Annotated in this window: 23 protein-coding genes; 6 read left to right on the forward strand and 17 right to left on the reverse strand. The window is 62.6% G+C overall.

From position 1 onward, the window contains the following. Nucleotide 1 precedes the first annotated feature (1 nt). From ASE61_RS21215 to ASE61_RS21235, 5 genes are all read right to left on the reverse strand, one after another. Nucleotides 2-1,030, reverse strand: coding sequence for a Gfo/Idh/MocA family protein (locus ASE61_RS21215; protein WP_200959672.1), 1,029 nt, complete (start codon nucleotides 1,028-1,030; stop codon nucleotides 2-4). Between the two features lie 46 nt (nucleotides 1,031-1,076). Continuing rightward, entirely contained in the window at nucleotides 1,077-1,766 is a 690-nt protein-coding gene (locus ASE61_RS21220) for a hypothetical protein (RefSeq protein WP_061970351.1), read from the reverse strand. Nucleotides 1,767-1,792: 26 nt separating this feature from the next. Beyond that, a complete protein-coding gene (locus ASE61_RS21225; RefSeq protein ID WP_061970353.1) occupies nucleotides 1,793-2,671 on the reverse strand; it encodes an intradiol ring-cleavage dioxygenase in 879 nt (292 codons plus the stop codon). Nucleotides 2,672-2,753: 82 nt separating this feature from the next. Beyond that, nucleotides 2,754-3,821 carry a maleylacetate reductase gene (locus ASE61_RS21230; protein ID WP_061970355.1) on the reverse strand — a complete coding sequence of 356 codons (1,068 nt, stop codon included), beginning with the start codon at nucleotides 3,819-3,821 and terminating at the stop codon, nucleotides 2,754-2,756. A 16-nt stretch (nucleotides 3,822-3,837) separates the two neighbouring features. Beyond that, entirely contained in the window at nucleotides 3,838-4,461 is a 624-nt protein-coding gene (locus ASE61_RS21235; RefSeq protein WP_061970357.1) for a nuclear transport factor 2 family protein, read from the reverse strand. Nucleotides 4,462-4,639: 178 nt separating this feature from the next. Here ASE61_RS21235 and ASE61_RS21240 point away from each other — a divergent pair, with 178 nt between their 5' ends. After that, nucleotides 4,640-5,410, forward strand: coding sequence for an IclR family transcriptional regulator (locus ASE61_RS21240; protein ID WP_061970359.1), 771 nt, complete (start codon nucleotides 4,640-4,642; stop codon nucleotides 5,408-5,410). 26 nt (nucleotides 5,411-5,436) lie between these two features. Here the strand turns inward: ASE61_RS21240 and ASE61_RS21245 are convergent, their stop codons facing one another. Then, a complete protein-coding gene (locus ASE61_RS21245; RefSeq protein WP_061970361.1) occupies nucleotides 5,437-6,237 on the reverse strand; it encodes a shikimate dehydrogenase family protein in 801 nt (266 codons plus the stop codon). 113 nt (nucleotides 6,238-6,350) lie between these two features. Between ASE61_RS21245 and ASE61_RS21250 the strand changes: the two genes are divergently transcribed. Then, nucleotides 6,351-7,151 (forward strand): sugar phosphate isomerase/epimerase family protein, encoded by an 801-nt coding sequence (locus ASE61_RS21250; protein ID WP_061970362.1) that lies wholly within the window; start codon nucleotides 6,351-6,353, stop codon nucleotides 7,149-7,151. A gap of 61 nt (nucleotides 7,152-7,212) precedes the next feature. Here the strand turns inward: ASE61_RS21250 and ASE61_RS21255 are convergent, their stop codons facing one another. The 6 genes from ASE61_RS21255 to ASE61_RS26120 form a co-directional block, all read right to left on the reverse strand. Beyond that, complete coding sequence (locus tag ASE61_RS21255) at nucleotides 7,213-8,076, reverse strand: sugar phosphate isomerase/epimerase family protein (protein WP_061970364.1); 864 nt, start codon at nucleotides 8,074-8,076, stop codon at nucleotides 7,213-7,215. A 75-nt stretch (nucleotides 8,077-8,151) separates the two neighbouring features. Continuing rightward, the gene (locus ASE61_RS21260; protein ID WP_082617617.1) at nucleotides 8,152-9,216 is read right to left on the reverse strand and encodes an ABC transporter substrate-binding protein; all 1,065 of its coding nucleotides are present in this window, start codon (nucleotides 9,214-9,216) and stop codon (nucleotides 8,152-8,154) included. Between the two features lie 53 nt (nucleotides 9,217-9,269). Then, nucleotides 9,270-9,986: a hypothetical protein gene (locus ASE61_RS21265; protein WP_061970367.1), complete on the reverse strand. Its 717-nt coding sequence runs from the start codon at nucleotides 9,984-9,986 to the stop codon at nucleotides 9,270-9,272. Between the two features lie 31 nt (nucleotides 9,987-10,017). After that, complete coding sequence (locus tag ASE61_RS21270) at nucleotides 10,018-11,088, reverse strand: ABC transporter ATP-binding protein (RefSeq protein ID WP_061970368.1); 1,071 nt, start codon at nucleotides 11,086-11,088, stop codon at nucleotides 10,018-10,020. A gap of 16 nt (nucleotides 11,089-11,104) precedes the next feature. After that, nucleotides 11,105-12,718, reverse strand: coding sequence for an ABC transporter permease (locus ASE61_RS21275; RefSeq protein WP_244492961.1), 1,614 nt, complete (start codon nucleotides 12,716-12,718; stop codon nucleotides 11,105-11,107). 125 nt (nucleotides 12,719-12,843) lie between these two features. Further along, on the reverse strand, nucleotides 12,844-14,109 hold the full coding sequence (locus ASE61_RS26120) for a Gfo/Idh/MocA family protein (protein WP_162260133.1): 1,266 nt from the start codon (nucleotides 14,107-14,109) through the stop codon (nucleotides 12,844-12,846). 143 nt (nucleotides 14,110-14,252) lie between these two features. Here ASE61_RS26120 and ASE61_RS26670 point away from each other — a divergent pair, with 143 nt between their 5' ends. Next, nucleotides 14,253-15,005 (forward strand): DUF4286 family protein, encoded by a 753-nt coding sequence (locus ASE61_RS26670; RefSeq protein ID WP_162260134.1) that lies wholly within the window; start codon nucleotides 14,253-14,255, stop codon nucleotides 15,003-15,005. A 61-nt stretch (nucleotides 15,006-15,066) separates the two neighbouring features. Here the strand turns inward: ASE61_RS26670 and ASE61_RS21290 are convergent, their stop codons facing one another. From ASE61_RS21290 to ASE61_RS21310, 5 genes are read right to left on the reverse strand one after another with little or no spacing between them, the layout of a single operon-like run. Then, on the reverse strand, nucleotides 15,067-15,801 hold the full coding sequence (locus ASE61_RS21290; RefSeq protein ID WP_244492963.1) for an SDR family NAD(P)-dependent oxidoreductase: 735 nt from the start codon (nucleotides 15,799-15,801) through the stop codon (nucleotides 15,067-15,069). Continuing rightward, entirely contained in the window at nucleotides 15,798-17,531 is a 1,734-nt protein-coding gene (locus ASE61_RS21295; protein WP_061970376.1) for an FAD-dependent oxidoreductase, read from the reverse strand. Before ASE61_RS21295 ends, ASE61_RS21290 begins: the two co-directional genes overlap by 4 nt. Before the next feature lie 33 nt (nucleotides 17,532-17,564). After that, nucleotides 17,565-18,395 (reverse strand): sugar phosphate isomerase/epimerase family protein, encoded by an 831-nt coding sequence (locus ASE61_RS21300; protein WP_061970378.1) that lies wholly within the window; start codon nucleotides 18,393-18,395, stop codon nucleotides 17,565-17,567. Then, complete coding sequence (locus ASE61_RS21305) at nucleotides 18,392-19,285, reverse strand: NAD-dependent epimerase/dehydratase family protein (protein WP_244492965.1); 894 nt, start codon at nucleotides 19,283-19,285, stop codon at nucleotides 18,392-18,394. The genes ASE61_RS21300 and ASE61_RS21305 overlap by 4 nt, the downstream gene beginning before the upstream one ends. Nucleotides 19,286-19,309: 24 nt before the next feature. Beyond that, nucleotides 19,310-19,924 (reverse strand): NIPSNAP family protein, encoded by a 615-nt coding sequence (locus ASE61_RS21310; protein ID WP_061970381.1) that lies wholly within the window; start codon nucleotides 19,922-19,924, stop codon nucleotides 19,310-19,312. 207 nt (nucleotides 19,925-20,131) lie between these two features. Here ASE61_RS21310 and ASE61_RS21315 point away from each other — a divergent pair, with 207 nt between their 5' ends. The 3 genes from ASE61_RS21315 to ASE61_RS21325 are packed head-to-tail and all read left to right on the forward strand — an operon-like array spanning nucleotide 20,132 to nucleotide 23,495. Next, nucleotides 20,132-21,847, forward strand: coding sequence for an FAD-dependent oxidoreductase (locus ASE61_RS21315; RefSeq protein ID WP_244492967.1), 1,716 nt, complete (start codon nucleotides 20,132-20,134; stop codon nucleotides 21,845-21,847). 46 nt (nucleotides 21,848-21,893) lie between these two features. Further along, nucleotides 21,894-22,679 carry an enoyl-CoA hydratase-related protein gene (locus ASE61_RS21320; RefSeq protein ID WP_061970383.1) on the forward strand — a complete coding sequence of 262 codons (786 nt, stop codon included), beginning with the start codon at nucleotides 21,894-21,896 and terminating at the stop codon, nucleotides 22,677-22,679. A gap of 15 nt (nucleotides 22,680-22,694) precedes the next feature. Beyond that, the gene (locus ASE61_RS21325) at nucleotides 22,695-23,495 is read left to right on the forward strand and encodes a shikimate dehydrogenase family protein (RefSeq protein WP_061970385.1); all 801 of its coding nucleotides are present in this window, start codon (nucleotides 22,695-22,697) and stop codon (nucleotides 23,493-23,495) included. The last annotated feature ends 19 nt before the right edge of the window (nucleotides 23,496-23,514 follow it).

The following is a 23,514-nucleotide window of genomic DNA, read 5'->3' on the forward strand; positions in this document are numbered from 1 at the left end:
GCTACTCCGAGAGTTCTACCCACGCGCCGGTTTGCGCGCTCGCGCGAATGGCGTCGAGCGAGTCCAGGATGTCGAGCGATTCCGCCTCGGTTGCTCCCGTCCATTGCACTGGGCCATTGCTCAAGCTTGCGGCAAAGGACTCCGCCTCGCGCAAGAAGCCATTGCCGTCCGGCACATCCAGCGGTTCGAAGGCCGCACCGAAAGCGATGCCGCGCTTAACCTGCAGGATCGCCGGCCCGCTGGCTGGCGGGTGGTTCAGGAAGTTTGTCTCGATCACGCCCCCGTCCCCGCCAATCAAGGCATGGCGGTGGTAGCCCGTCTCGAAGGAACAGGACATCTGGGCGAGCAATCCGCTCGGGAAGGCGATATTTGCGATTGTGGTGAGGTCGACACCGTTTGCCGCAAAGCTTGCCGTCGCTTGAACCCGTGCTGGTCTCTCGCCGGCTACGATGCGTATCAGGCTCATGGCGTAACTGCCCGCATCGAGCAAGGCGCCGCCGCCCAGCGAAGGACTAAGCCGGATATTGGCGGGATCGACCGAGGTTATGCCGAAGGACGATCGGATCAATTTGACCTTGCCGATTGCACCGGTGGCGATCATCTCGCGCAACTTTGCCGTCTGGACCTGAGCGAGATAGGGATAAGCCTCGACGAGCGGAACGTTGTTGGCCCTGGCCGCGGCAAACATGCGGCGGCCTTCCTTGCCTGTGACCGCTAAAGGCTTCTCGCACAGTATCGGTTTTCCGCTTTCGGCCGCTCGAATGGCCCACTCGGCATGCAGGCTGTTGGGAAGCGGGATATAGACCGCGTCGATTTCTCGATCTGCGAGCAGGGCTTCGTAGGAACCATGAAAGCGCGGGACGCCCGTCTCCCGGGCGAATGCCTCCGCCTTTGCGGGATCGCGGCTCGCGACCGCCGCAACGGTCAGCATTTTCGAAGGAGCCACCCCCGCGATGAAATTGCGCGCGATGTTGGCCGCGCCCAGTATTCCAATCTGAAGAGGCCGATTTCTCATGTTGAGCCTATCCATTCGAGAGCCTCTCACAGGGAGATGAGGGGCCCAGCCATCGCCGGTTTTAGCCCTGGTTCATGGAATCCAGAGCAAACGCGAGATCATAGACTGCGACATCGTCCGGTGCGGGCCGGAGCTGGTGTCTAGCCAAGGCGGCGGAAATTTGCGGCAGCGCGGCCTCCAGTTCCAAGCGGCCGATTCCGTCGACGAGTATCGCTGCGTCGAACAAACCGTCCTGCGTCGTCCCTCTCAGCGCTGTCTCCCTCGTTTTCGCGCCAGTGCTCTCCGGGCGCGCCAAGCCGATGTGAACGCTGCCGATCCCGTCGAGACCGAGGATCTGCTCGGCGACAGGACGTGCCGCGCGGCGGAAGCCGTCCTCGCCGATCGAATCGAAGCTGATCCGGTAAGTCGCCATCGCGCCCCCAAGGCCTTCTCCAAGAGAGACAAGCACCTCGCAACCACAGCGGATGAAATTAAAGAAGGCCGGCTGGATTTGCTGCGACCACGGCGTCGGGTTGTTGAGCCGCTCGAGATAGGCAGGTGATCCGAAAACATCGAGATTCGGCCCCTCATAAAGCGTCCAATAGCGATGCCTGTCCCGCTTCCAGTCCACCCCGCGCCGTCCACGCATGAAGCCCGGAATGCTAAGGCGCTCGGGCATGTGCTCGCGGGTATGCCAGCGATTGTACTCAACTTCGGACTCTGCACGGATATCGTGCCAGATGGCGACGAAGGCATTACCTTTGATGGGCATTGCGGACGGCCTCCCTGCCGCTTTCTTCAGGCCGCCGAAGCGGAGAGCCGCTTCAAACGAAAATCGTAGCGCAGGCTGTGAAATTCGCGGCCCATAATGCGCCCGTCTGGAGCCTCTCCCGGGAAATGCCGCACGAATTCCTGGATCAGTGAATCCTTGACGCCGAATACGACGTCAGAGTCGAGATACTCGTCTCCCGCCACGAAGACATGTGTCACAAGAGTGTCGTGGCCTTCCGCGTGAATCATGAAATGAACATGCGCCGGCCGATAGGGATGGCGGCCCTGCGCATCGAGCATCTGCCCGACTGGGCCATCATGCGGGATCGGATAGGCGGCAGGTTTGATTGTCCAGAAGTGAAACCTGCCTTGCTCATCGGTGAACAGGCGCGCGCGCATCGAAAGCCCGCCCAATTCCTCCATCTGCTGCACGTCGTAATAGCCATCCTCATCGGAGTGCCAGACATCGACTGCCGCGCCGGCTAGCGGTGCGCCGTCAGTAGACGAGACGGTTCCGGAAACGAACAGAGGCTGGCCCTTCATTCCGTCCGAAATGTCCGACCCCAGGGGAAACACCGCTGGATCTTGCACATAGAATGGCCCCAGCACTGTCGTATCGGTCGCACCAGCGGTGCCACGGTGATTAATGGCGTCCACCAGCATCGAAACGCCGAGCGTATCTGACAGCAGGATGAACTCCTGACGCTTGTCGTCGCACATGTGCCCGGTTCGGGTGAGAAAGCCGATTGCCGCCTCCCACTCACCCATGCTGGGCTCGACCTCCTTCACGAAGGCGTGGAGATGTCGTACCAGTGCCTGGCTGATCTGTTGCGTGCGGCCGTCCGAGGCGTTGGCCACACGATCGAGCACTGCCATTGTGATCGAATTCTCGTCGAAGTTTCGCACGATCTCCTCCCTTGCGATGCGGGCAGAGGCGGCCCATCCAATGCAACGGGACGACCTACCAAGCGGCGCGGATCAGTCTTCTCTAAAAATCAGCTCGAGGCGCTTCCCCAGCGTAGGCGCGGCGGATCAGCTCATAAACCGCATCGCGCTCTACGGGGCGCGGGTTCCAGTATGGATTGGCGGTAGCAAGATCCGCGGCGCGCGATATGCCGGTCTCCGGCATTCCAATCTCCGCTAAGGATCGCTTCAATTTCAAGCGCTCCAACAACGCGGACAGCCCCGACAGAGCATCCTTCGAACCGAGGGCGGAGGCGATGCACGCCATAGCACGCGGCGCTGCCTGCGCGTTGTAGGACAGTGCATGAGGTAGAACGATGGTATGGGTTTCGGCATGAGGCAGATCGAAACTGCCTCCTAGCGTGTGGCACAGCTTGTGGTGCAGCGCCATTCCCACGGCGCCCAGACATAGGCCGCAAAGCCAGGCGCCATAAAGTGCATCCGCCCGCGCCGGGCCGTTTCGCGGTTCATCGACAATACGGGGCAGTGCTGCGGCGAGGGCTCGAATTCCCTCCTGAGCGATCAGTTCGATGACGGGATTGCCGTCTCGCGCGTAAAGCGCCTCTGAGGCATGGGCGATAGCATTAATGCCGGAAACGGACGATATCGACGGTGGCAGGCTTAGCGTCAGATCAACATCGTAGATCACCGTTCCAGGCAGGACTTTCGCGGTGGTCTGTGTTCGCTTCAGGCCGCCCTCCGTCTCGCCGAGGATCGGCGTCATTTCCGATCCCGCATAGGTGGTCGGCAACACGATCTGGGGCAATCCCGTGCGCAGCGCGATCGCCTTCCCGAGTCCTGTGGTCGAGCCGCCGCCGACTGCGACAACGCCGTCAGCCTTCGAGGCGGCGATCACGGCGAGTGCTTCCTCGGTGACCGCGACAGGCGTGTGCATAACGGCACCCGAAAAGAGACCGGTGGCCCGGCTCCCGAGAATCTCCGCGATACTGCGCCCGACGGCCTCCTGATCGGGCGTTGACAGTACGAGCAGCCGCTCCAGACCTAGGCGTTCCGCCTCATCCGGCAAACGCTGTCTCGTGCCGCTCCCAAATAGGATCCTGGCCGGCGCCGCATTGTAGACGAACTCGCGCATTGGGCCTCCCGCATTCTCATTCAGGCGGGCGCAGAGCCATTTCGAGCGGCTTGCCTTCAAGCCAGGCCCGCCCACGCCGGTAGAGATCTTCGACGAGCGGCCCGGTCAGGCCGGGCATGTCCGGCTTGACCTTGAAACCCAGACCTGACTGCAGATAGGCGAGGTGGCGATAGCCGATTGGGAAGCTTTCGAGTCGCTGCCTATCGAGCGCTGGAGCCTGAGAGGGATCCACGGGGTCGATCCGATCCTTCTCGTAGATCGGCTGCCGCAGCACCACGCCCCATCGCCCCTGGCGTTTCTCCAAAAAATCGTAGAATCGTCCGGTACAAACGACATCGCAGACCACTCCATCCACGCTGGCGCGCTGGTTGATCGTCATTTTCGTCTGTGCAATCGCGCGGTTTTCCGCGATGTCGATTCCCATTCCGCCGAGGAAGTGAAGGATGCTCACACCCTTCTCGAAACCCTCGCGGCTGACCTTTATGAACTCGTCAGCCGTTCCCTGAAACCAGGTTGCCATCATCCGTCCGTCGTCGTGCCAAACGGTGCGGAATCGCTCCCAATCCCCGGCGTCACGCCAAACAGCCCAGTTCTCCACCAACTCACGGATAAGCAGGCGTTCCTTCCAGTCGTCGCTCATTCTGAACTCCGTCGACGAGAAATCAGTTTTTATATGAGAACTTGTTCATGGAGTTGTGTCAACCTAGCGCTTCTCGAATGCCGCGACACGGGGCATAGTGAAGATGGCGAAGAGCATGTCTAAGTTGCCGGCCAGAGAGACGGGTCGTCGCAGGCGACCGAAGAAACGGGATTAATTTATGCCACCTGCCGAGCTCGGCTCTGTAAAGTCCGCGATGCGGGTCCTCGACCTCTTCGAATATCTCCGCCGGTGGAATGCCGCGCAGACCCATACTCAAATTGCGGCTCAACTCGGGATCCCCAAAAGTAGCCTCACGCAGCTGCTCAAAACTTTGGTTAACCGCGGTTATCTCGAGTATGACCCGATCGGAAAGGGGTATTTCCTCGGGCCGGCCGTGGTTGCCTTGGGCCAACGGAGTGCAGAGACACGCGACTTGGTCGAGGTCGCTGAAAACGTGCTCGCGGAAATCGCTAGAACGACGAGCGAGACTTGCGCCCTGAATGTTCTCAAAGGAGACCATTCCGAAGTCATGGCGACGGCGAACGGCACCCATCGGTTGCATTATTCGATGCGTGTCGGCGACATGGCGCCGCTCTATGCGACATCGGGAGGAAAGGCTCTGCTTGCCTACCTGCCCGACGAGATGCGCCAGGATTATCTCTCTCGGGTGCATTTCGAGGCGATTACGCCACGGACTATCGGAAGCGTGGCGGCGCTTGATAACGAGATTGCGGAGATCAGACGCGGCGGCGTTGCCTTCGTCACCGAAGAATTCACGCCGGGGATCGCGGGAATGGCCCTGCCGATCCTTAGCCGCTCAGGGTTTCCGCTTGCGGCCATCAACATCGCACTCCCGGTAGCGAGGTACGATGCGGAATTGAAGCACCGCTGCCTCACAGCCTTGGAAATGGCCGTCAAGCTGATCAGACAACGTGCCGGAGTGGATTGAGCCTTACCCCTCCCGCAGTGAATTGTTCAGATCGCCTTGCCTTCGAGAAAATCGAGCATCAATTCTCGCTGCGCCAGGAACATTCCGACACCAGTCTGCGTGCGACAACCCATGCTTCGCGCGATTTCCAGCAAGGGAGATACCTCCGGCGCTGTGATCACGTCGCCGACGAAAATACCGGATTTCAGCTTGTCGACCTCGACTGGCAGCGGATCGCCCGCCTTCATGCCCATCGGCGTCGCGTTGGCGACGATGTCGAACCCTGATGGATCCATCGAGCCCGCGCGAACCTTTCCGGGATGGACCTTGAGCAGCTTGGCGATCAGTCCATCGCGCCGAGCCGTGTCGCTATCGTGAATAGCCAGCTCAGCGACGCCTGAATCAAGCATTTGCAAGGCGATGGCGCTGCCTGCTCCGCCGGCGCCGATAAGCAGCGCGCGCTTCCCTTCCGGCTGACAGCCCGTCTGCATCATGGCGCGGACAAAACCAAGCCCGTCGCTCATGTCTCCATACCAGCCTCCGTCTGGATGTCGTCTGACGATATTCGTCGATTCAAGGAAATCCGCGCGCTCTGAAACGACTCTGCAATGCCGCCGGGCAGCGAATTTATGCGGGACGGTTGCGATGATGCCATCGACGTTACGAATGGGCCCCAACGCATCGATGAAACGGTCGACGTCCTCCGGAAGAACGTGAATGGGGATTACGACGGCATTCCGGCCGCGTTCGGCGAAACCGCGCGTCATGCCGCCAGGTGCCTTCACCTGGGCGATAGGATGACCGATGATCACGAACACCCTTGTCTCGCCGCTGAGCATGTCCAGCATGACGATCTCCCGTTCCAGGCCACAGCAATTGATCGCATCTATGAACTGATTTATAGGTAAGAACAATAGAGGCGACGCAGTCAGGCGCCCTCATCGATTCTGGGAGCGCCACCATGCTGTCCCTTGCACATCTCACATTCATGCATGCAGGTCCGCTGGAGCTGATCTCGCTCGCCGAAGCAAGCGGTTTCGACGCAGTGGGGCTTCGTCTGATCGACCCCGCACCCGAGGGAAGCTTCTTCCCGATCGTCACGGATGCCGGCCTGCGCCGTGAGGTCAAAGCATCCTTGCAGACGAGCGGGCTCACGCTGCTGGATGTCGAGGCCGTCTGGCTATGGCCACAGACACAACCACAGCTCTTGCGGCCGGTGCTCGAAACCGGAGCGGAGTTAGGGGCTCGCAATCTGCTGGTCGCCGGCAATGATCCGGACAGGAACAGGATGACGGATCGGCTGGCTGAATGCTGCTCGATGGCGCGCGAGTACGGCATGGGCGTCGGGTTCGAGTTCATTCCTTATACGGCTCTGAATTCGCTGCTGTATGCGAGTTCGATCCTGAAAGATGCCGGGCAGGACAATGCAGGCCTTCTCGTCGACGCCCTGCATCTCAATCGCTCCGGAGGGGACGCTTCCGATCTTGCCGCTATCGACCCTGGGCTCATTGCCTATGGTCATCTCTGCGATGCACCCGCAGCGTCTCCGGGCGAAGACGGCTTGCGCACCGAGGCGCGTGAAGCCAGGCTCTATCCCGGTGACGGTGGCCTTTCGCTTTCGGCCTTCCTGAGCGCTCTGCCCCCAGGAAGACCGGTCGCGCTGGAAGCTCCGAGTCGGGCCTATGGTGACAACGACCTTGAGAAGGCACGGCGCGCCGGTGCTGCGTGCAGGGCGTTACTCGCAAGCGTCGCACGTTCCTGACCTCGAAAGATCGCAAGCGCGCTGAGTGACCAGCATCGTTATGGCATGGCGAGCGCTTGCATCAACCGGCTGCGGCATTGCGGCCCGCTCGCCGGGCGGCGAAGCGAACGATGTGTTCGGCAGCGCTGGCCACCTTTTCCCTCAGCGTCAGGCTCGCCTCGCTGGCCACGGGGGTTTCGATTACCATCTGTGGCCCGTTCGGCAGCACATCGAGTAGGGGATCCAACGGGATGACGCCGTCACCCAAATGCAGGCGTCCTCCCCGCGCCTCGGTGGGAAGATCTTCAAGCTTTGGCACCTGCGGACCGGCGTCGCACAGCTGAATATAGGCGATGCGCGATGCCGGGACCGCGGCGATCTGCTCGGGAGTTCCTCCCGTGCGATGGAAATGCAGCACGTCGAAAATGATGCCGGCGTTGCCGACGCCGGCCGCGTCGATCAGTGCTAGCGCAGCGCCGAGGTCGGGGATGTCACGATAGCGCATGAACTCGACCCCGACATGCAGCCCGAAGCGCTTGGCCTGTTCGCAAAGCTGCGAGAACAAGTCGATCCGCTCGGCCTCGGACAGAAAAGTGTCGTTGCCAACGACCTCCGTTCCGATCGACGAGATATGCGTGGCTCCGAGCTCGGCGCCTGTTTCGAGCGCCGGGATGAAGCTCGCCGCATTGACGCCGGGCCGTAACACGAAGGCCTCGACATCAAACACCTTGACGCCGGTCGCTTTCGAGGCGGCCTTGACGGCCCGGATCGTCTCGGGCCGCTGGATGATTTCATGGCTCAACGGCTTGTTCATCGCCGTGCGCAGCACCAGCCCGGCCGCGCCGAACCCGCTTTCGCCTGCTGCCTCAATGAGTGCGACCGGATCGCCACCTCCCACCGTGAGGTTGGCGATGGAGAAATCATGCAGGTTCAGTGCGTGAGCCATGGGTGTCGTCCGAGTTGAACAGAGAAGGCGATCCCCGCCGCGTCGGCTGTCCAGCCGCGCGGCGGGGGCGATGCGTCAGCGAATGTTGAAGCCCGTGCTGGCGGACCACCATTTGAGGATCGCATCGCGGTCCTTGAGCGCCTGGACGAGGTCGAGCTTGAGCTGCTTCGCCTCCTCCAGCGACGGTAGCCCATCCGGTGATGCGAGATCCTTGCGAACCGAGTAGGCCTTCGCCTGGAGCAGGTCGGTCTGGGCCTGCTTGCCGAGCGCATGCTCGACGAACAACTTCGCCGCGTTGGGATGCGGAGCCATCTTGCTGACGGCGACCGCATTGAACTGCGCGACCGCACCAGACTCGGGAATCTTCACCGCGATCGGAACGCCCTGACCGAGCAATCCTGCAGTGGCGTTCGAATTTGTGAAAAAGTCGATCGGGCGCTCCCCGGTCTGCAGCTTCGTGGTCAGCACACCCATCGATGCGACGAGTTCAGTGTTGATCTTGCGCAGCCCCTTGAGGATAGCCCCGCCCTTGTCCTGGCCGTAGTGCTGGTAGAGCGCGGCGATGACAGCGAAGGTCGCCGAAGACGAGGCCGGGTTCGTGGTTGCAACGAGACCGTCCCATGCAGCGGGTGGCTCGATATAATCCGTCCAATCTCCGGGCGTCGGATTCTTGCCGATCTGGTCTTTGTGCCAGGCGAAGAGGCAAAGCTGCCCGTTGCCGCGGAAATAATTGCCGGTAGCGGGGATCGCTGAGCTGAGCAGGCTGGCCTTATCGCCGAAATTGATCGGGCCAAGCATGCCGGCGCCGTCCGCGGTGATGATCGTGTCTTCGGCCTGCCAGAACACATCCATGACCGGCCGCTCGGCCCGGTTTTCCGAGATAAAGCGGTTGAGGATCTGCCAGGCGTCGCCCGTCGCCGTGGTGACCTTGATCTTCGGATATGCGGCGTTGAAGCTCTTCACCATGATCTGCACGGTGAAGAGATCGCCATAGATGACCAGCTGCCCTTCCTTTTCCGCGGCTTCGACGAGGGCAGCATCGGAGGTCTGCGCCACCGCCCCTCGGCCTGCGAGAGCCAACGCCGCAGATGACATCGCTGCCGTGCGAAGCAAGGTCCGGCGATCGATCTTGTAGCTCATCTCATTCCTCCCTTTGGTTTCTGACGGCCGATTGGTTCGTTGCCGTTGCGGCGTCAGGGTTGCTGCGGATCGACCTCATGGTCGCGGCGGTGATGACGCAAACCGGGCACCTCGGCGTAATCGAGTGCGTAGCTAAAGCCGTAGTGCCCCGCCGAGCGGATCGTCCCGGCTTGGCCGAGGATTTCAATTATCGACGCGAATTCGCCCGCCATCCGCCAGCGTGAGAACCCTTCGACAACAGCAATGCCGAGCCGCTCGTCACCGGGCGGGCAGGGGGGTGGCTCCCCGCCCGCGCGGATCGACACCCCCCAATCGACCGCGCCGATATGGGCAGCCGTGATCGAAGGAAGGCGTGTCAATCGATCGGCGATTTGTGCGGGCGCGCCGTCTTCGGCACGCAAATCGAGCAGGAAGGTCGCTACGGCACTGCCGGTTCCGGCCCCGGCGCTGCCAAGAACGCGGCAATGATGGGCGATGCGGTCGCGATAATGCGGACGGATGGCTTTGAAAAACTCTGTCTCGAAGACCTTGCGCTCGGCCGAACCCGGGCCGGTGAGACGATCCAGATTCCGCATGCCGTAGAATGCGAAGTTCGGCGGCAGGATGCCTTGTCCCTCGCCATAGCGTCTCGCCCAGAGAATGCCGCCTTCACCGAGATAGGCGAGATGCTCCGCAAGGTGGTCACGCGCATGCATCAGCTCGAAAGCCGCGGCCACGTCGGGAGCGATGCCAGCCCACATGGCGAAGAAGCCGTTTCCCGCCTTCAGCATGGCCTCGTATCCTCGAGCGGAAGCACGGAGATCATGCAGCCTCCGCGATCAGGTGCAGGTATTCGGGCTCGACGGTGAGGCTCAACCCTTCGCCGGTGCCGAAGCTGCGCATGCCCAGGGTCATCACAGTGAGCCGGCCGATCGGTGTTTGGACGAGCAGCTCTCGCCGGTCGCCGATGAAGGTTGTTTCCTCCACACGCCCCGTTAGCCCTTCCGCATCAACCGGGCCGATGCGCCACGCCTCCGGCCGGACCATAGCCAGAGCGCGCCCTCCGCCATCCATTCCAGACACTTGGCCGCTCGCAAGGACGTGTCCGCCGTCGGCGACGACCTCGAGCCCGCCCGCGGTCGGGCGGGCGGTGACGGGAAGCAGATTGGCCTTGCCGAGGAAGTCGGCGACATATCGGACTTGTGGCCGGAAATAGAGTTCCTCCGGAGCGCCGCGCTGTACGATCTTGCCCTTGTCGAACAGAATGATCTCGTCGGCGAGCGACATGGCCTCTTCCTGATCGTGGGTCACAAAGAGGATCGTCGCGCCGAGCCTTCTTTGCAGTTGCCTGATCTCATGCCGCATCTCGATGCGCAGCTTGGCGTCGAGGTTCGAGAGCGGCTCATCCATCAGGATCAACCGCGGGTCGGCCACGAGGCAGCGCGCGATGGAAACGCGCTGCTGCTGTCCGCCGGAGAGCTGCGTCGCGCCGCGATCGATCTGCTGACCCAGTCCGACCGAGGTCAATGTGGCGCGGGCTCGCTCCGCCACCTCGGCGGCCGGACGCTTCTTCGCCCGCAGCGGCAATGCGACGTTCTCCAGGACCGTCATATGCGGCCAGATCGCATAGGACTGAAAAACCATGCCCAGATCGCGCCGCTCCGGTGGCAGGTCGATACCGCGGGCGGAGGCGAAGACGGTCTGGCCGCCTATCGAGATCTGTCCCGAGGTCGGCTGCTCAAGCCCGGCGATACAGCGCAGGGTGGTCGTCTTGCCGCAGCCGCTGGCTCCGAGGAGCACCGAGATCGCGCCTTCGCGGAACTCGATAGACAGATCGTCGATCGCTCGCACGGAGCCGAAATGCTTTGACAGGCTTGAGACGACGACGCTCATCCGAATGGATCCGATCTCATGGCACCACCATGGCTTTGCGGCGGTTGATCAGGCCCACGGCCGCCATTACCCCCACCCCCATCACGAGCTGCAGCAGCGAAAGCGCCGCGACCTGCGAAAATTGCCCGATCGACCAGGTGTCGAAGGAGAGAATCGAGAGTGTGCGTGTTTCCGCCGTGTAGAGCGGCAGAACGATCGAAAGCTCGGAAACGAAGATGCTGTAGACCATCACCCAACTGGCCACGATGCTCGGCAGGACGAGCGGCAGCGTGATCCTGCGCAGCGTGCCCGCCCAGCTCAGGCCGCAGATGCGCGCGCTCTCCTCCAGTTCGGGGTGGACCTGGATCAGGCTGCTCGAAATCGAACGTACCGAGTAGCTGGCATAGCGCCCGATCAGCGCCACGATGATGATCCAGATCGTTCCGTAGAGTCCCCCCGGTACCCAGAGCCAGAAGAAGAAGACACCGAGCGCGAAAGCGAGACTGGGGACCGACATCGGCAGCAGGACCACGTCTTCGATCAGCTGCTTGCCCAGCATGCGTGAGCGGGTCGTCACCCACGCGATGAGGATTCCGAGGACCGTCGTTGCCGTCGCCGCGACCACAGTGATGATCAGCGAGTTGGCGAGAGTGGTGCGAACGTCGACGGTCTCGACCAGAAACTGCATATGCTTCCAGGTGAAGATCCCGGACCATGCGTAGGTCGAGAAGGCCGCGGCCGTGATCAGCGCCACAGGTGCCAGCACCGTCAGAACGAGATAGAGCCAGATCACCGCCGCGACCGCGATGCGCAAGCTGCCGAGCATCACGAGCCGGGACTTGAACCCCTTGCCGCTGAGCGTGACGTAGGACCGGCCGCGCAGCATGCGGCGCTGAATCGCGTTGGCACAGACGGAGAGCAGCATCAGGTAGATCGCCAGAACAGCAACGATGCCGGCGTCCGGCGGATATTGTTGCAGTTCGAGATAGATGCGCGAGGTGACGAGATAGATCTCGCGGGCCATGCCGAGCAGGACCGGCGTCCCGAAGAGTCCGATGCCTACGACGAAGGCGAGGACCGCGCCCGACAGGATCGCCGGCGCGACGACGGGCAAGGTTATCACCAGCATGGTGCGCAGGCGGCTCAAGCCGGCGACCTGGCCCGCCTCCTCAAGGGTCGGATCCATATTCCGGAGCGCGCCGGCGACGATCATCATCACGTAAGGGGCGATGTAGATGCCCATCACCCAGATGATTCCGAGATAGGAATAGACGTTGAAGGGCTGACCGAGGTCGAGCCAGCGGAAGGACAGATTCAGGAGACCGATGCGCGGTGCGCCGATGAGGATCCAGGCGAAAGCGCCGATGAAAGGCGGGATGAAAATCGGCATCGCCGCCGCCTTTTCGAGAAATTGACGGCCCGGCACATCCGTGCGCACCAGGCACCAGGCCAGCAGCGTGCCGATGACGGCCGCGAGCAGCATCGAACCGATCGAGACGACGAGCGTATTGCCCATCGCGACCCAATAGCTCGCATCGCCCAGCACCTTCTGAAAGGACCCCAGGCTGGCGGATGATCGTCCGCCCTCTACCGCGACGAAACCTCGCAAGATGAGCGCGAGCAAGGGCAGCACGACCAGGACGGCCAGCACCGCCAGTAGAAGCGCAAGCCAGCCAAGCCTCTGCGCCAGCCGAGGTGACCAGGAGCGATGAGGCGGTTCGGCCGCGACAAGGAGTGCGCTCTGAGAGATGGTTTCGTTTCCTGTACGGGGTTCAGTCAGGCCGAGCGCCTGAGTGCCGCGATTTCATCCTGGTAAGGCGATGCGCTGCCGTTCAAAATTTCGTCCATCGTCACGGGCCGGCCCAGCCTGCCGGACTCCACTGGCGCATAGGCCAAGGCGACATCCGCCATTGCTTCGGCACCCGTGACCTCGGGCGCCGTGCCCTGCCGGATGCAATCGGCGAGCTCGTGAAGTTGAAGTGCCAGCAGCTTTTGGTCGACGTCGTTGAATCCGAAGTCGTAGCGCCAGGGCCGCGCATCGCCGAACAGCGTCGCGGCAACGGGGTTCAATCGGTAGCTCGGAGCAAAATCGAGGATGCGCTCGTCCGTGATGGACAGGCCGCCGTCGAGGTGCAGCGCTACCGGTCTGCCATTGCGGTCACCTGGGGCGGCAATCGAGCCTTTGGCTCCGTAGATCACGCGTTCGTCGCGCGGCAGACCATGGCCGGCGCGGTCCAGCACCCACTGGCAAATGGCGCCGGATGCGAAGCGGATCTGCGCATAGATGGCGTCCTCGCCGGTCGCCTTCGTAATGGCCGGAAGCTGCGAACGGGCGCCCCACCAGCTGTCCCGCTGGGCTGCTGCGGCATCCACCTGCGGCTGTGGCCGCCGCAAAGGCTCATGCAGCCTGCTTTCGCCGTAAACGCTGACAATCTCGCCGAGGTAGAACCGAATGATGTCGGCGTTGTGCACGCCGGAATCGACGATGACCGTCCCGGTATGCTTGAAGTGGCGCCATGGCGCCGTCACGATGAGGTCGGTACCGCCGATCGACTCCTCTCGCATCAGGCGAGGGGCGCCGATTGCACCGTCATCGATCAGGGCTTTGACCAGCCGGTTCATCGGGTCCCGGCGGAAGTTTTCCGCGACGGACACAATCCGACCTGCCGTCCGGCCAGCCTCAATGATTTCGCGACACTCGGCGACGGTCAGGCCAAGTGGTTTCTCGCAGAGGACATGCAAGCCGGCTCCCAAGCAGGCACGTGAAACCGACAGATGAGAGCCCGCGTCGGTTGTAATGTCGGCTGCCTCCAGCCCGGGCACCGAGGCGACCATCTCCGCCACGCTGGTGAAGGCAGGCGGGCGAGAGCCCGTCAGCGAGCCGGCTTCGTCGGCCAGGGCATTTGCAAGGCTAGCGTCGAGATCGCAAACAGCAGCAAGCTCGATATTGCCGTGACCGCTGTCCCGGAGCTTTGCATAGCCGTGGAGATGGCGACGCCCCATCCCGCTGCAGCCCACCGCAGCATACTTCACTCGCTGCATCACGAACCTCCCGGGCGGCTCCTGGACGACGGGAGAAACGTGAACACATCCTTGAACGGATTTCAATATGAAAACTGGTATGGTATTCCGGTTTTGTGTTTTATCGCGACCTGGGTCGCACGAGACCGAGAAAGCGCTCCGCCATGCCTTCAGCTTCCGCGACCACGGCCCTGCTGGGAATCTGGCACGATGTCGAGGACAGCCATGTCGAGGAATATCTGCGTTGGCACAGCTTCGAGCATCTGCCGGAACGCCTCGCATTGCCGGGTTTCGTCTCGGCTGAGCGTCACGAGCTGATCGAGGGACCGGGCCAACGCTTCTGTTGCTTCCTGGACGTCAAGGATCGCGAAGCTTTCCGGTCGCCGGACTACCAAGTCCGCCTCGACTCGCCAACCGAATGGACACGCCGCTTGATGCCGCGCTACTCGCGCATTCACCGTGCCCTGTGCGAGAAGCGATGGGAAATGGGAACTGGCCTGTCAGGCGTTAGTGCGTGCATCCGCATTGCAAGCAACGGCGACGAAACACTAAGGACCCAGCTCCATACAATCTGTTCTGGCTTACTGGAACAGCAGGCGATTGCGCGGGCGCGGCTTGGCGAGATTGATCAAGGACTGACGAATATCGAAAGCGAAGAAAAGCGTCTTCGCCGTAACGAGGACGCCGGCGGCTACGACCTTGTCCTGCTCGTGGAAGGGCTGTCAGTCCCAGCCATGCGCAGCACAGTGCATAGCCTTGCGGCAGTGCCAATGGCGCAAAAACTTTGCCATGAGGCGTCGATCTACAGCCTATCCTTTTCGCTACGCAGTGCTGGTCAATTTGCGCCATGGCCCGCATCCAATAGCAGGCCATTCGACAGCGAATGGTTTTGTCACCAAGGCCGGCTAACCTACTAACGTTCGCCGCCGCCCGGCCTTCAGGCGCGGATCGGTTTCGCATTATCGTTTGCGTCGCCAGTTAATATGTAGCGCGTCCACCGGACACATCGAAAGTGAAGCCCGTCGTAAAGCTGCATTCGCGGCTGGCTGCGAATGCAGCTGTGGCGGCGATCTCCTCGACCGTGAGAAAGCGATTCATCGGAATCTTCGCTCTGGCTGCCGCGGTGAACTCGGGAGTCTGCTGCTTCAGAAGGTCCGTCTCGGCGATGACCGGAGCGATGCAATTCGCAAGCACACCGCTTTCGACCAGTTCGCGGGCCAGCGACTTGGTGAAGCCGATGACCCCGGCCTTTGCCGCGGAGTAGGCGCTCAGCCCCGCTCCCCCTTCTTTGCCGGCGATCGAGGCGATGTTGACGATGCGGCCATAGCGTCGCTCAATCATATGCGGAACAGCTGCCCTGCAGCAGAAGAAGACCGAGTTCAGATCCACTGCCAGCACCTTGTGCCAGGCGTCGACGGGGTAGTTCCAACTCTTCTCGATCGGCCCATTGATGCCGGCGTTGTTGACGAGAATATCGACTTGGCCGAGTTTCTCCAACGACGCTGCGAACGCTGCCTCGATCGAGGAAAGATCCGAAACGTCGGCCTCCCGAAGATCGGCTGGCTCGAAGCCCGCCATATGTCGGTCGAAGCTACTCCAGTCCAGGTCCCAGAGTGCTACGCGCGCTCCCTCGGCGGCCAGCCGCTTGGCGATTCCGAGCCCGATTCCGCGCGCCGCACCGGTGACGATCGCCGTCTGCCCTTCGAACCTCACGATCGAGCCCTCGCTTTTTCGCTCTTGAATTTTTGCGCGGCATCGCGCCCGACGACATAACCGAACGTCATGGCTGGCCCAAGATTGATGCCGCCGGCGGGATAAGTACCCCCCATTATGCTCGCCATATCGGCACCGACGGCGAATAGCCCGGGAATCGTGCGGCCTTCTGCGTCGAGGACATTCGCTCGCGCGTCAGTCTTCAATCCGGCGAATGTCCCGAGACTGCCCGGCACGATCCTGACGGCGTAGAAAGGACCCCGCTCGATCGGCGCCACGGAAGGATTGGGTTTGACGGTCGCGTCGCCACCCATCCGATTATACGGAGTCTCACCGCGGTGAAACTGCGGATCGCGGCCGTGCGCGGCCGTCTTGTTGTAGCGCGCCACCGTTTCAGCCAGCCCGTCCCGGTCGATGCCGCAGTTATGTGCGAGTTCGGAAAGCGTCTTCCCGCGCTTGAGGTAGCCGCTGGCGATGTAGGGAGCGAGCGGCAGCGGCGCAGGCTTTGCGAAGCCAAGGCCGTAGCGGCGCTGAAAGCGGTGGTCGCAAATGAGCCAAGAGATCGGCTCCGCACCCGCCGGAATGGCCTTCAACAGCGCATCGACATAGTCGTAATAGCTGTCTGCCTCATTGACGAACCGACGGCCATCGGCCGTGACGGCGATCAGACCCGGCTTCGCCCGCTCCGCCAAGTGGGGAAAATGACCGAATGAACCGTCCTTACGCGGCACGAGCGAAACCGGTGCCCAGGCGCAAGGCGCGGCGAGCCGAGCATCAACCAGCGCGCCAACGCTTTCGCCGAGCCGTAAGCCGTCGCCCGTATTGGTGGACGGCGCTGCCGACCAATGTGCGCGACCTTCGGGATTGTGAGGCACGAGCTGTTTCAATCGCTCATAGTCATGCGGGAAGCCTCCACAGGCCAGAACAACCCCCGCCCGTGCCCTGATGCGGATTTCCTGGCCATCCTGTTCGACGGCAGCGCCTGTCACGACGCCGTCCCGGCTCAGCAAGCGACGGGCCGGCGCCTGCGCCCGCAGGTCCACGCCGAGATCATCGGCCGACTTGAGGAGCCGCGCCGCCAGCGCGTTGCCGTTGACGAGCTGTGCCCCCCGGCCCTGAAGCGCAAGATCCAGAGCATGCCGGCCGATGCGCCGAGCGACGTGAGCGAAAGACTTCCACGAGCGAGCTGCATTGAGGAAGTGCGCGAAATCGGCACCTGAGGCGATGCCCATGCCAAGCAGCGAGATCTCCGGCAGCGGTGGCCGCAATTTGCCAGCCAGCGGCCCGAGCTCTCGTCCATCGTAAGGAGCGGCGCAGACTGAGCGCCCGCCCTGTGCAGCACCCGGAGTGTTGCCGTGCATGTCCGGGATCTTGTTGCCATCGATGAACTGGACGGCGGTGTGTTGGCGGAAAAAGGCGACCATCTCGGGCGCCGCAGCGAGGAAGGCGTCGATGCGGGCCTCCTCGTAGTGGTTGCCAAGCTCGTGGCGCAGATAGGTCCGAATGGTTTGCTGATCCTCCGCGATTCCGGCCTCTTGGGCGAGTGGGTTGCGCGGCACCCACATCCAGCCGCCGGACCAGGCGGTGGTGCCACCGAAGACCGGCTCTTTCTCGACCACGATAACCTCAAGCCCGTGCCAGGCTGCGGCGACGGCGGCCGAAAGGCCACCGGCCCCGGAGCCGATGACCAAAAGGTCGCAAGCCTCCTCGGAAAGAACGCTCATATCCATCTGATCTCGAACCTGATGATGGCGAACGATGCTTCAGGCGGGCGCGCTGACCGCGACTGCTTGAAGCATCGCCTCGGTCCTTTCCCGCAGCATCCGCGCGCGCGCCACGGCGGGCATCGTTTTCGCGAGCTCTGCCATGGGGATCTCAACGCTGATCGGCAGATCAGGGGGAATAGCCTTTAGCATCCCAGTCAGATCAAGACCGCCGTCGCCAGGGGGCAGCCGCGCCTGTCGCGCCTGGTAGATCATCGTTTCGGCGTCCTTCGGGCGCTCCGCCGGCAAGTCGCAGATCTGAAAATAGCAATGCAGATGCTTCGGCATCGCCGCCACATCCGCAGCCGTTTCACCGGCGCGGTCAACATGGATCGCATCGACGATGATGTAGCCGTTTGCCGGATTCGTCGCCTCGACGATGCGCCGAGCGGATGCCAGCGTTTTGACCCCGGTCCATGGCATGAACTCCAAACCCATGCCGATCCCGAAGGGGGCCCCGAGCTCACAGATCTCGGCGAAGCGGTCGGTCATGAACGGCTCGTCCTCGACATCGCCGGCGACCAGCACGAATTTGCCGCCCAGCTTCGCACCTGTCTCGATCACCGGCAGGAAATCGGTCAGGAGCGTGTCGCGGTTGATACGGAGGATCTCGAAATCGAACAGGCCGACGCCGGTATCGGCGATCCGCCGCTGCGTCTCGCGAAACATCGTTGTGTCGCCAATCATCGGGAACTGCGCCTCCTTGCCCGGCGACGCAGGGGACAGGCGCAGGCTGGCATGGCTGTAACCAGCTTCGGCGGCGGCGCTGATCACGTCCGGTGGGTCGAGCTCGATGACGGTCAGGTGAGCAAGCGAAATCGGGCGATTCATGCCTTGATGTCCTGGTTGCGGTAATAGGCGAGGGTGGCGGCGATCCCCTCCGCGAGCCTGGTTTCGGGGAGGCCGGGCAGAAGCGAGGCGATGTCGTCTGGCGCAAGCTCGGGTGCGATAGGCATCGGCTGCCCTCGCGAACCGATCTTGGCTCCGGGTACCTGCCGCGTGATTTCGGCGATAACCTCGTCGATGGTCACGGTCCTGCCCGCAAGGGTGAAGACGTGGGCGCCCGACGAGGTGCTCATGAGCGCAGCCTCGAAGGCCGCCGCCACATCGTCGACGTAGACGAGTCCGGACGGGCCGACATAGTCGATCTCGTAAGGCAGGCCTTGCACCGCTGCCCGACAGGCCAAGGTAGGCCCTGCACTCGCACCGGCCTCGCCGCGGCCCGGCCCATAGACAATGTAGGGCCGGAAGCCGACGCTCGGCATGCTGTGATCCGCCCAGTACGCCCTGGCGCTGCCCTCGCAGGCGAGTTTGAACGCACCGTAATGGGTTGTTGGAAAGGGAATACTGCCGCTGTCAGGACCGAAGACGCCGGCCGAGCTCGCATAAACGACGCGTGCCATGCGCTGGCGCAAGGCCGCCTCGAAGACGTTAAGCGTGCCGATCAGGTTGATCTCGGCACCTCGAACTGGGTCGGCCCGGCAGGCCGGCGTCAGGATGCCGGCCATCGCAATCGCGCGGTCACATCCCTCGGCAGCGGAATGCACGAGAGTGCCATCGCGCACGTCGCCGACCCGCCATTCCACGCGGGCAGCGAGATCTCCCAGAATGTTCCGCACGGCGCCGCTGTCAGAGGCAATATCGAGAACCCGTACCTCCGCGCCCCGCGCCAGAAGTCGACGGATCAGCCATGCGGCTATGAAGCCGGTGCCGCCGGTCATGAACACTCGCATGACGCCGCGCCCTCAGCTCAATGGGGAAAAGGCGGTCGGCAGATAGATGGCCGAGCTCAGGCTGGTCAGATGCGCCGGGCCGCCCTTCGGCGGCCAAATGCCTCGTTCGACGGATTCGGCCCGCTTGGCCATGCGCTCGTCGAGCGAAGCGAACGGCCAGATATGGAGGAAGCGCGGCAGCGAGCCATCGATGGCATACATGGCCCCAAGCAGAGGCGACACCTTTGCGCGCCCCGGTACCGCATCTCTCCAGAGGTCCATCGTCGGCTTGAGGCCCGATGCCTTCACGCCGTATACGCGGATTTCATAGACGGGGCCGTGCTTGCCGGGCTCGATCGGCGGAACGAAGTCGAACGGCACGTAGGTCGTTGTCTCGAACTCGCGAAAATGCTCGGCCGCCCCGAAGAGGCTGCCATCCACGAGAGCCCGTGAGCGGTCCTCCGCTAGCGCAGCGTCTTCGTCGTAGGACTGGAGGATCAAAATCTGATTCAGTACGCCGATCTCGGCGGTGAAGCAGCCTAGCAGCCTTCCCGAAAGACTCTTGCCGGTGAACGACGCCTCGATTCCAGCGAGAACCTTCGGCAGGCCTCCAACTTCCGGCGTGATCCTGGTGACGGCGTAGCGCATCGGCTTCCTCCCAATCCATGGCGACAGGACATAGCCGGATCGCGCCAACAATGAAAGTTCATTCTGGAATTCTATTTCAGATTTGAATATACGACTGACAAGACCCTGGTTCGCAGGGCGAGAGTCGGCGGGCAGTTCCGGCCGCCTCGACGCTAATTTGCGCTTGGCCGAAAGGGACCTGGCGCTGCCAAGGAGAGGAAGTCAGTCGTGGCCAGATCATCTGGATCAATCGCGTTGGCGAAAGGGGAAACCGAAAAGCTCTACGACCTGATCGTGATTGGCGGCGGCGGAGCTGGGCTGTCAGCTGCGCTGTTCGGAGTCCTTCGTGGCGCACGCGTGCTGCTGCTCGAAAGCACCGAGTATGTCGGTGGGACCACGGCCTTTTCAGGCGGTACGATCTGGATCCCTAACACGCTCCACGCCGCTGCGGTCGGCGCCCAAGACAGTGTCGAACAGGCCGAAATCTTTCTCCATAATGCGCTCGGGAACTATGCGTCCGGCGATGCGATCCGCGCGTTCCTGACTGCCGGCCCCCGTGCTGTCGAAGTGCTCGACCGCGAGACGGACGTGAAGCTGCGGCCTCATCCCTTGCATCCGGATTATCTGTCCGAACTACCGGGCGCGACGATGAAAGGTCGGGCTCTGGAGCCAATCCCCTTTGACGGCCGGCTGCTCGGCGACAATCTTGATTTGGTTCGCCCGCCGATTCCGGAGTTCACCATTCTCGGTGGGCTGATGGTCGACCGCGTGGATATCGGCCATCTGCTCAGTATGAAGAAATCCTGGGCGTCGTTGCGGTATTCGGCCTCTCTGGTCGCCCGCTACGCTCGCGACAGGCTTGGCCACAAACGTGGCGTCAGGCTCACGATGGGCAACGCTTTGATCGGGCGGCTCCTGCACTCCTTCCTAAAGCGAGGCGGTACGGTCTGGACGCAAGCGCGCGTTGATCAGCTGATCGAAGAAAAGGGGAAGATTGCAGGCGTCAGCCTGATCCGAAACGGCAAGCGTGAGAACATCCGCGCTGCCCAAGGCGTCATCCTCGCCTCCGGGGGCTTCAACCGGAACCCGACGCTGCGCAAGGAGCTCGTGCCCGATGTCGAGATTCACACACCTGGCGCGCCCGGTCATAAGGGCGCGGCAATCGAACTTGCACTGGGCGTAGGCGCTCGCATTGGCGATCGCAATATGGAGAACGTGTTTTGGGCGCCGGTATCGATCCGAAAACGGTCCGACGGCAGCACCGCGGTATTCCCGCATTTCGTCTTCGACCGGGCCAAGCCTGGAACGCTAATCGTCAATAAGGCCGGCCGGCGCTTTTTCAACGAAAGCACCTCCTATCATCTCACCGGCAAGGCTATGATTGAGGCGAACCGCACCGACCCCTGCATTCCTGCTTACCTCATTGCGGATCATCAAGCGATCAAGACCTACGGCCTTGGGATGGTCCGCCCCGGCGGTAGCGGCATGTCCTTCCTTATAAAGGACGGATATCTGCTGAAGGGCGAAACGCTGGTCGAACTGGCACAGCGGCTCGGTATCGACGCGACCCAGTTGCAGAAGACGGTTGAGACCTTCAATGGCCATGCGGCCGCCGGTTTAGATCCGGATTTCGGCCGTGGCACGACCGCGTACGAGCGCAACCTGGGTGACCCGAAGAACGGCCCCAACCCGACCATGCGGCCACTGCAAAACGGACCATTTTACGCCGTGAAGCTCTATCCCGGTGACATCGGAGCCAGCGCGGGGCTGGTTACGGATGCCCATGCCCGCGTGCTTGGCAAGAGTGGGCCGATCGGCGGCCTTTACGCCGTGGGCAACGACCAGAATTCGATCATGGCCGGCACCTATCCGGCGCCCGGGATCACGCTCGGCCCGGCGATCGCATTCGCCTTCATCGCAGTCGAAGACGCGCTCGCTGCCTGATCGACTTGCGCGGCCTCGCGCTCCTTCTCGCTGCTTCGGAGGCATTATGTCAGAGCTGAAATTCACCAAGGTCTCGGCCGAAAACGGCATCCTGACCGTCACGATCAATCGCCCCCACGTGCTGAACGCGCTGAGCAACGACGCACACCATGAGCTGGCCGGCATCTTCGACCGCTTCGCCTCAGATCCCGCACTGCGGGTCGCGATCCTGACCGCCGCCGGCGAACGTGCCTTCTGCGTCGGGAGCGACCTCAAGGCCAAGGCGGAAGCTGGTACATCCGTCGAAGCCTCGCCGGCCACCGGTTTCGCCGGTCTCTGCATGCGCTTCGACCTCAACAAGCCTGTGATCGCCGCCGTCAACGGTCAAGCCTTCGGCGGCGGTGTCGAGATTGTGCTCGCATGCGATCTCGCGATAGCGGCTGAGCACGCAGTCTTCAGCCTGCCCGAGCCGCTAGTCGGTCTGGCTGCACTGGGCGGCGGCGGCCTGCAGCGTCTTGCCCGGCAGGTGCCGCTGAAACAGGCTATGCGCCTCATCCTCACTGGGGAACGTATTAGCGCCCAGCGTGCCGCAGAAATCGGCCTTATCAACGAGGTGGTGCCGGCGACCGAGCTGATGACGAAGGCCCAGGAACTCGCGCGGCAGATCGTTCGCTGCGCGCCTCTTGCGATCGAAGCCTCCAAGGCCGTCGCGCTCTCGAGCCTCTCCTCCTCGCTGGAGCGCAGCATCCTCGACCAGCACCCGACCGCTGTCCGGCTGTGGGCTAGCCAGGATGCGATCGAGGGGCCGAAGGCCTTCGCTGAAAAGCGACAGCCGGTCTGGCAGGGTCGCTGAAGCGAGGATCGACTGATGCTCGAAAATTTCAGTGGCGCGACGCGCGTCTACTTCATTATCGGCCACCCCATCGCCCAGGTGAAATCTCCGTACGGCATGACCCGCCTGTTCGAGGAGAACGGCAAGGACGCCATTATGGTGCCGGTCGACATCCTGCCGGATGACGTGCCGGAATTTGTGACGCTGGCCGGCCGCCTCCTCAATTGCGACGGCATCTGCATCACCGTGCCGCACAAGTTTGCCGTGGTTCCGCATTGCCGCACGATGTCCAAGACCACCAAGGTGCTTGGCTCAGCGAATGTAATGCGCCGCAATGCAGATCATTCGTGGCATGGCGACATGTTCGACGGGCCCGGCCATGTCGGGGCGATGCGGAAGAACGGGGCCAGGTTGGAGGGAAAGCGTTCCTTGCTGATCGGAGCCGGTGGGGCCGGAAGCGCCATCGGCCTGGCGCTGCTTGATGCCGGGGTCCGCGAGCTCGCTGTCCACGACACCGACGCGCGGCGACGGGATGCGCTGATTGCCAAGCTCGACGGCGCACACAGGGGCAAAGTGATAGCCGGATCGCCCGCTCCCGCCGGATTCAACACGGTCTCCAACGCATCGCCGGCCGGCATGAAGCCCGGCGACGCCCTGCCGATCGACATCGGCGGCCTGGAGGCAGGTACCTTCGTCAGCGACGTGGTGACCAAGCCGGCCGTAACGCCCCTGGTCGAGGCAGCGCGCCGGATCGGTTGCAAGACCTCGACCGGCATCGAAATGTTCGAATCGGAGACCTCGCTCATGCTCGACTTCTGGCTCGAAACCGCTGCCTGACGGCGCCACACAGGACACC

The sequence above is a fragment of the Allobosea sp. Root670 genome (assembly GCF_001429415.1).
In the GTDB taxonomy this organism is placed as follows: domain Bacteria; phylum Pseudomonadota; class Alphaproteobacteria; order Rhizobiales; family Beijerinckiaceae; genus Allobosea; species Allobosea robiniae.

Excerpts from the sequence above, each read along its gene's own strand:
- ASE61_RS21215 (WP_200959672.1), bottom strand. The coding sequence starts at position 1,030 with ATGGATAGGCTCAACATGAGAAATCGGCCTCTTCAGATTGGAATACTG.
- ASE61_RS21220 (WP_061970351.1), bottom strand. The coding sequence starts at position 1,766 with ATGCCCATCAAAGGTAATGCCTTCGTCGCCATCTGGCACGATATCCGT.
- ASE61_RS21230 (WP_061970355.1), bottom strand. The coding sequence starts at position 3,821 with ATGCGCGAGTTCGTCTACAATGCGGCGCCGGCCAGGATCCTATTTGGG.
- ASE61_RS21235 (WP_061970357.1), bottom strand. The coding sequence starts at position 4,461 with ATGAGCGACGACTGGAAGGAACGCCTGCTTATCCGTGAGTTGGTGGAG.
- ASE61_RS21240 (WP_061970359.1), top strand. The coding sequence starts at position 4,640 with ATGCCACCTGCCGAGCTCGGCTCTGTAAAGTCCGCGATGCGGGTCCTC.
- ASE61_RS21245 (WP_061970361.1), bottom strand. The coding sequence starts at position 6,237 with ATGCTGGACATGCTCAGCGGCGAGACAAGGGTGTTCGTGATCATCGGT.
- ASE61_RS21250 (WP_061970362.1), top strand. The coding sequence starts at position 6,351 with ATGCTGTCCCTTGCACATCTCACATTCATGCATGCAGGTCCGCTGGAG.
- ASE61_RS21255 (WP_061970364.1), bottom strand. The coding sequence starts at position 8,076 with ATGGCTCACGCACTGAACCTGCATGATTTCTCCATCGCCAACCTCACG.
- ASE61_RS21260 (WP_082617617.1), bottom strand. The coding sequence starts at position 9,216 with ATGAGCTACAAGATCGATCGCCGGACCTTGCTTCGCACGGCAGCGATG.
- ASE61_RS21265 (WP_061970367.1), bottom strand. The coding sequence starts at position 9,986 with ATGCTGAAGGCGGGAAACGGCTTCTTCGCCATGTGGGCTGGCATCGCT.
- ASE61_RS21270 (WP_061970368.1), bottom strand. The coding sequence starts at position 11,088 with ATGAGCGTCGTCGTCTCAAGCCTGTCAAAGCATTTCGGCTCCGTGCGA.
- ASE61_RS26120 (WP_162260133.1), bottom strand. The coding sequence starts at position 14,109 with ATGCAGCGAGTGAAGTATGCTGCGGTGGGCTGCAGCGGGATGGGGCGT.
- ASE61_RS26670 (WP_162260134.1), top strand. The coding sequence starts at position 14,253 with ATGCCTTCAGCTTCCGCGACCACGGCCCTGCTGGGAATCTGGCACGAT.
- ASE61_RS21295 (WP_061970376.1), bottom strand. The coding sequence starts at position 17,531 with ATGGATATGAGCGTTCTTTCCGAGGAGGCTTGCGACCTTTTGGTCATC.
- ASE61_RS21300 (WP_061970378.1), bottom strand. The coding sequence starts at position 18,395 with ATGAATCGCCCGATTTCGCTTGCTCACCTGACCGTCATCGAGCTCGAC.
- ASE61_RS21305 (WP_244492965.1), bottom strand. The coding sequence starts at position 19,285 with ATGACCGGCGGCACCGGCTTCATAGCCGCATGGCTGATCCGTCGACTT.
- ASE61_RS21310 (WP_061970381.1), bottom strand. The coding sequence starts at position 19,924 with ATGCGCTACGCCGTCACCAGGATCACGCCGGAAGTTGGAGGCCTGCCG.
- ASE61_RS21320 (WP_061970383.1), top strand. The coding sequence starts at position 21,894 with ATGTCAGAGCTGAAATTCACCAAGGTCTCGGCCGAAAACGGCATCCTG.
- ASE61_RS21325 (WP_061970385.1), top strand. The coding sequence starts at position 22,695 with ATGCTCGAAAATTTCAGTGGCGCGACGCGCGTCTACTTCATTATCGGC.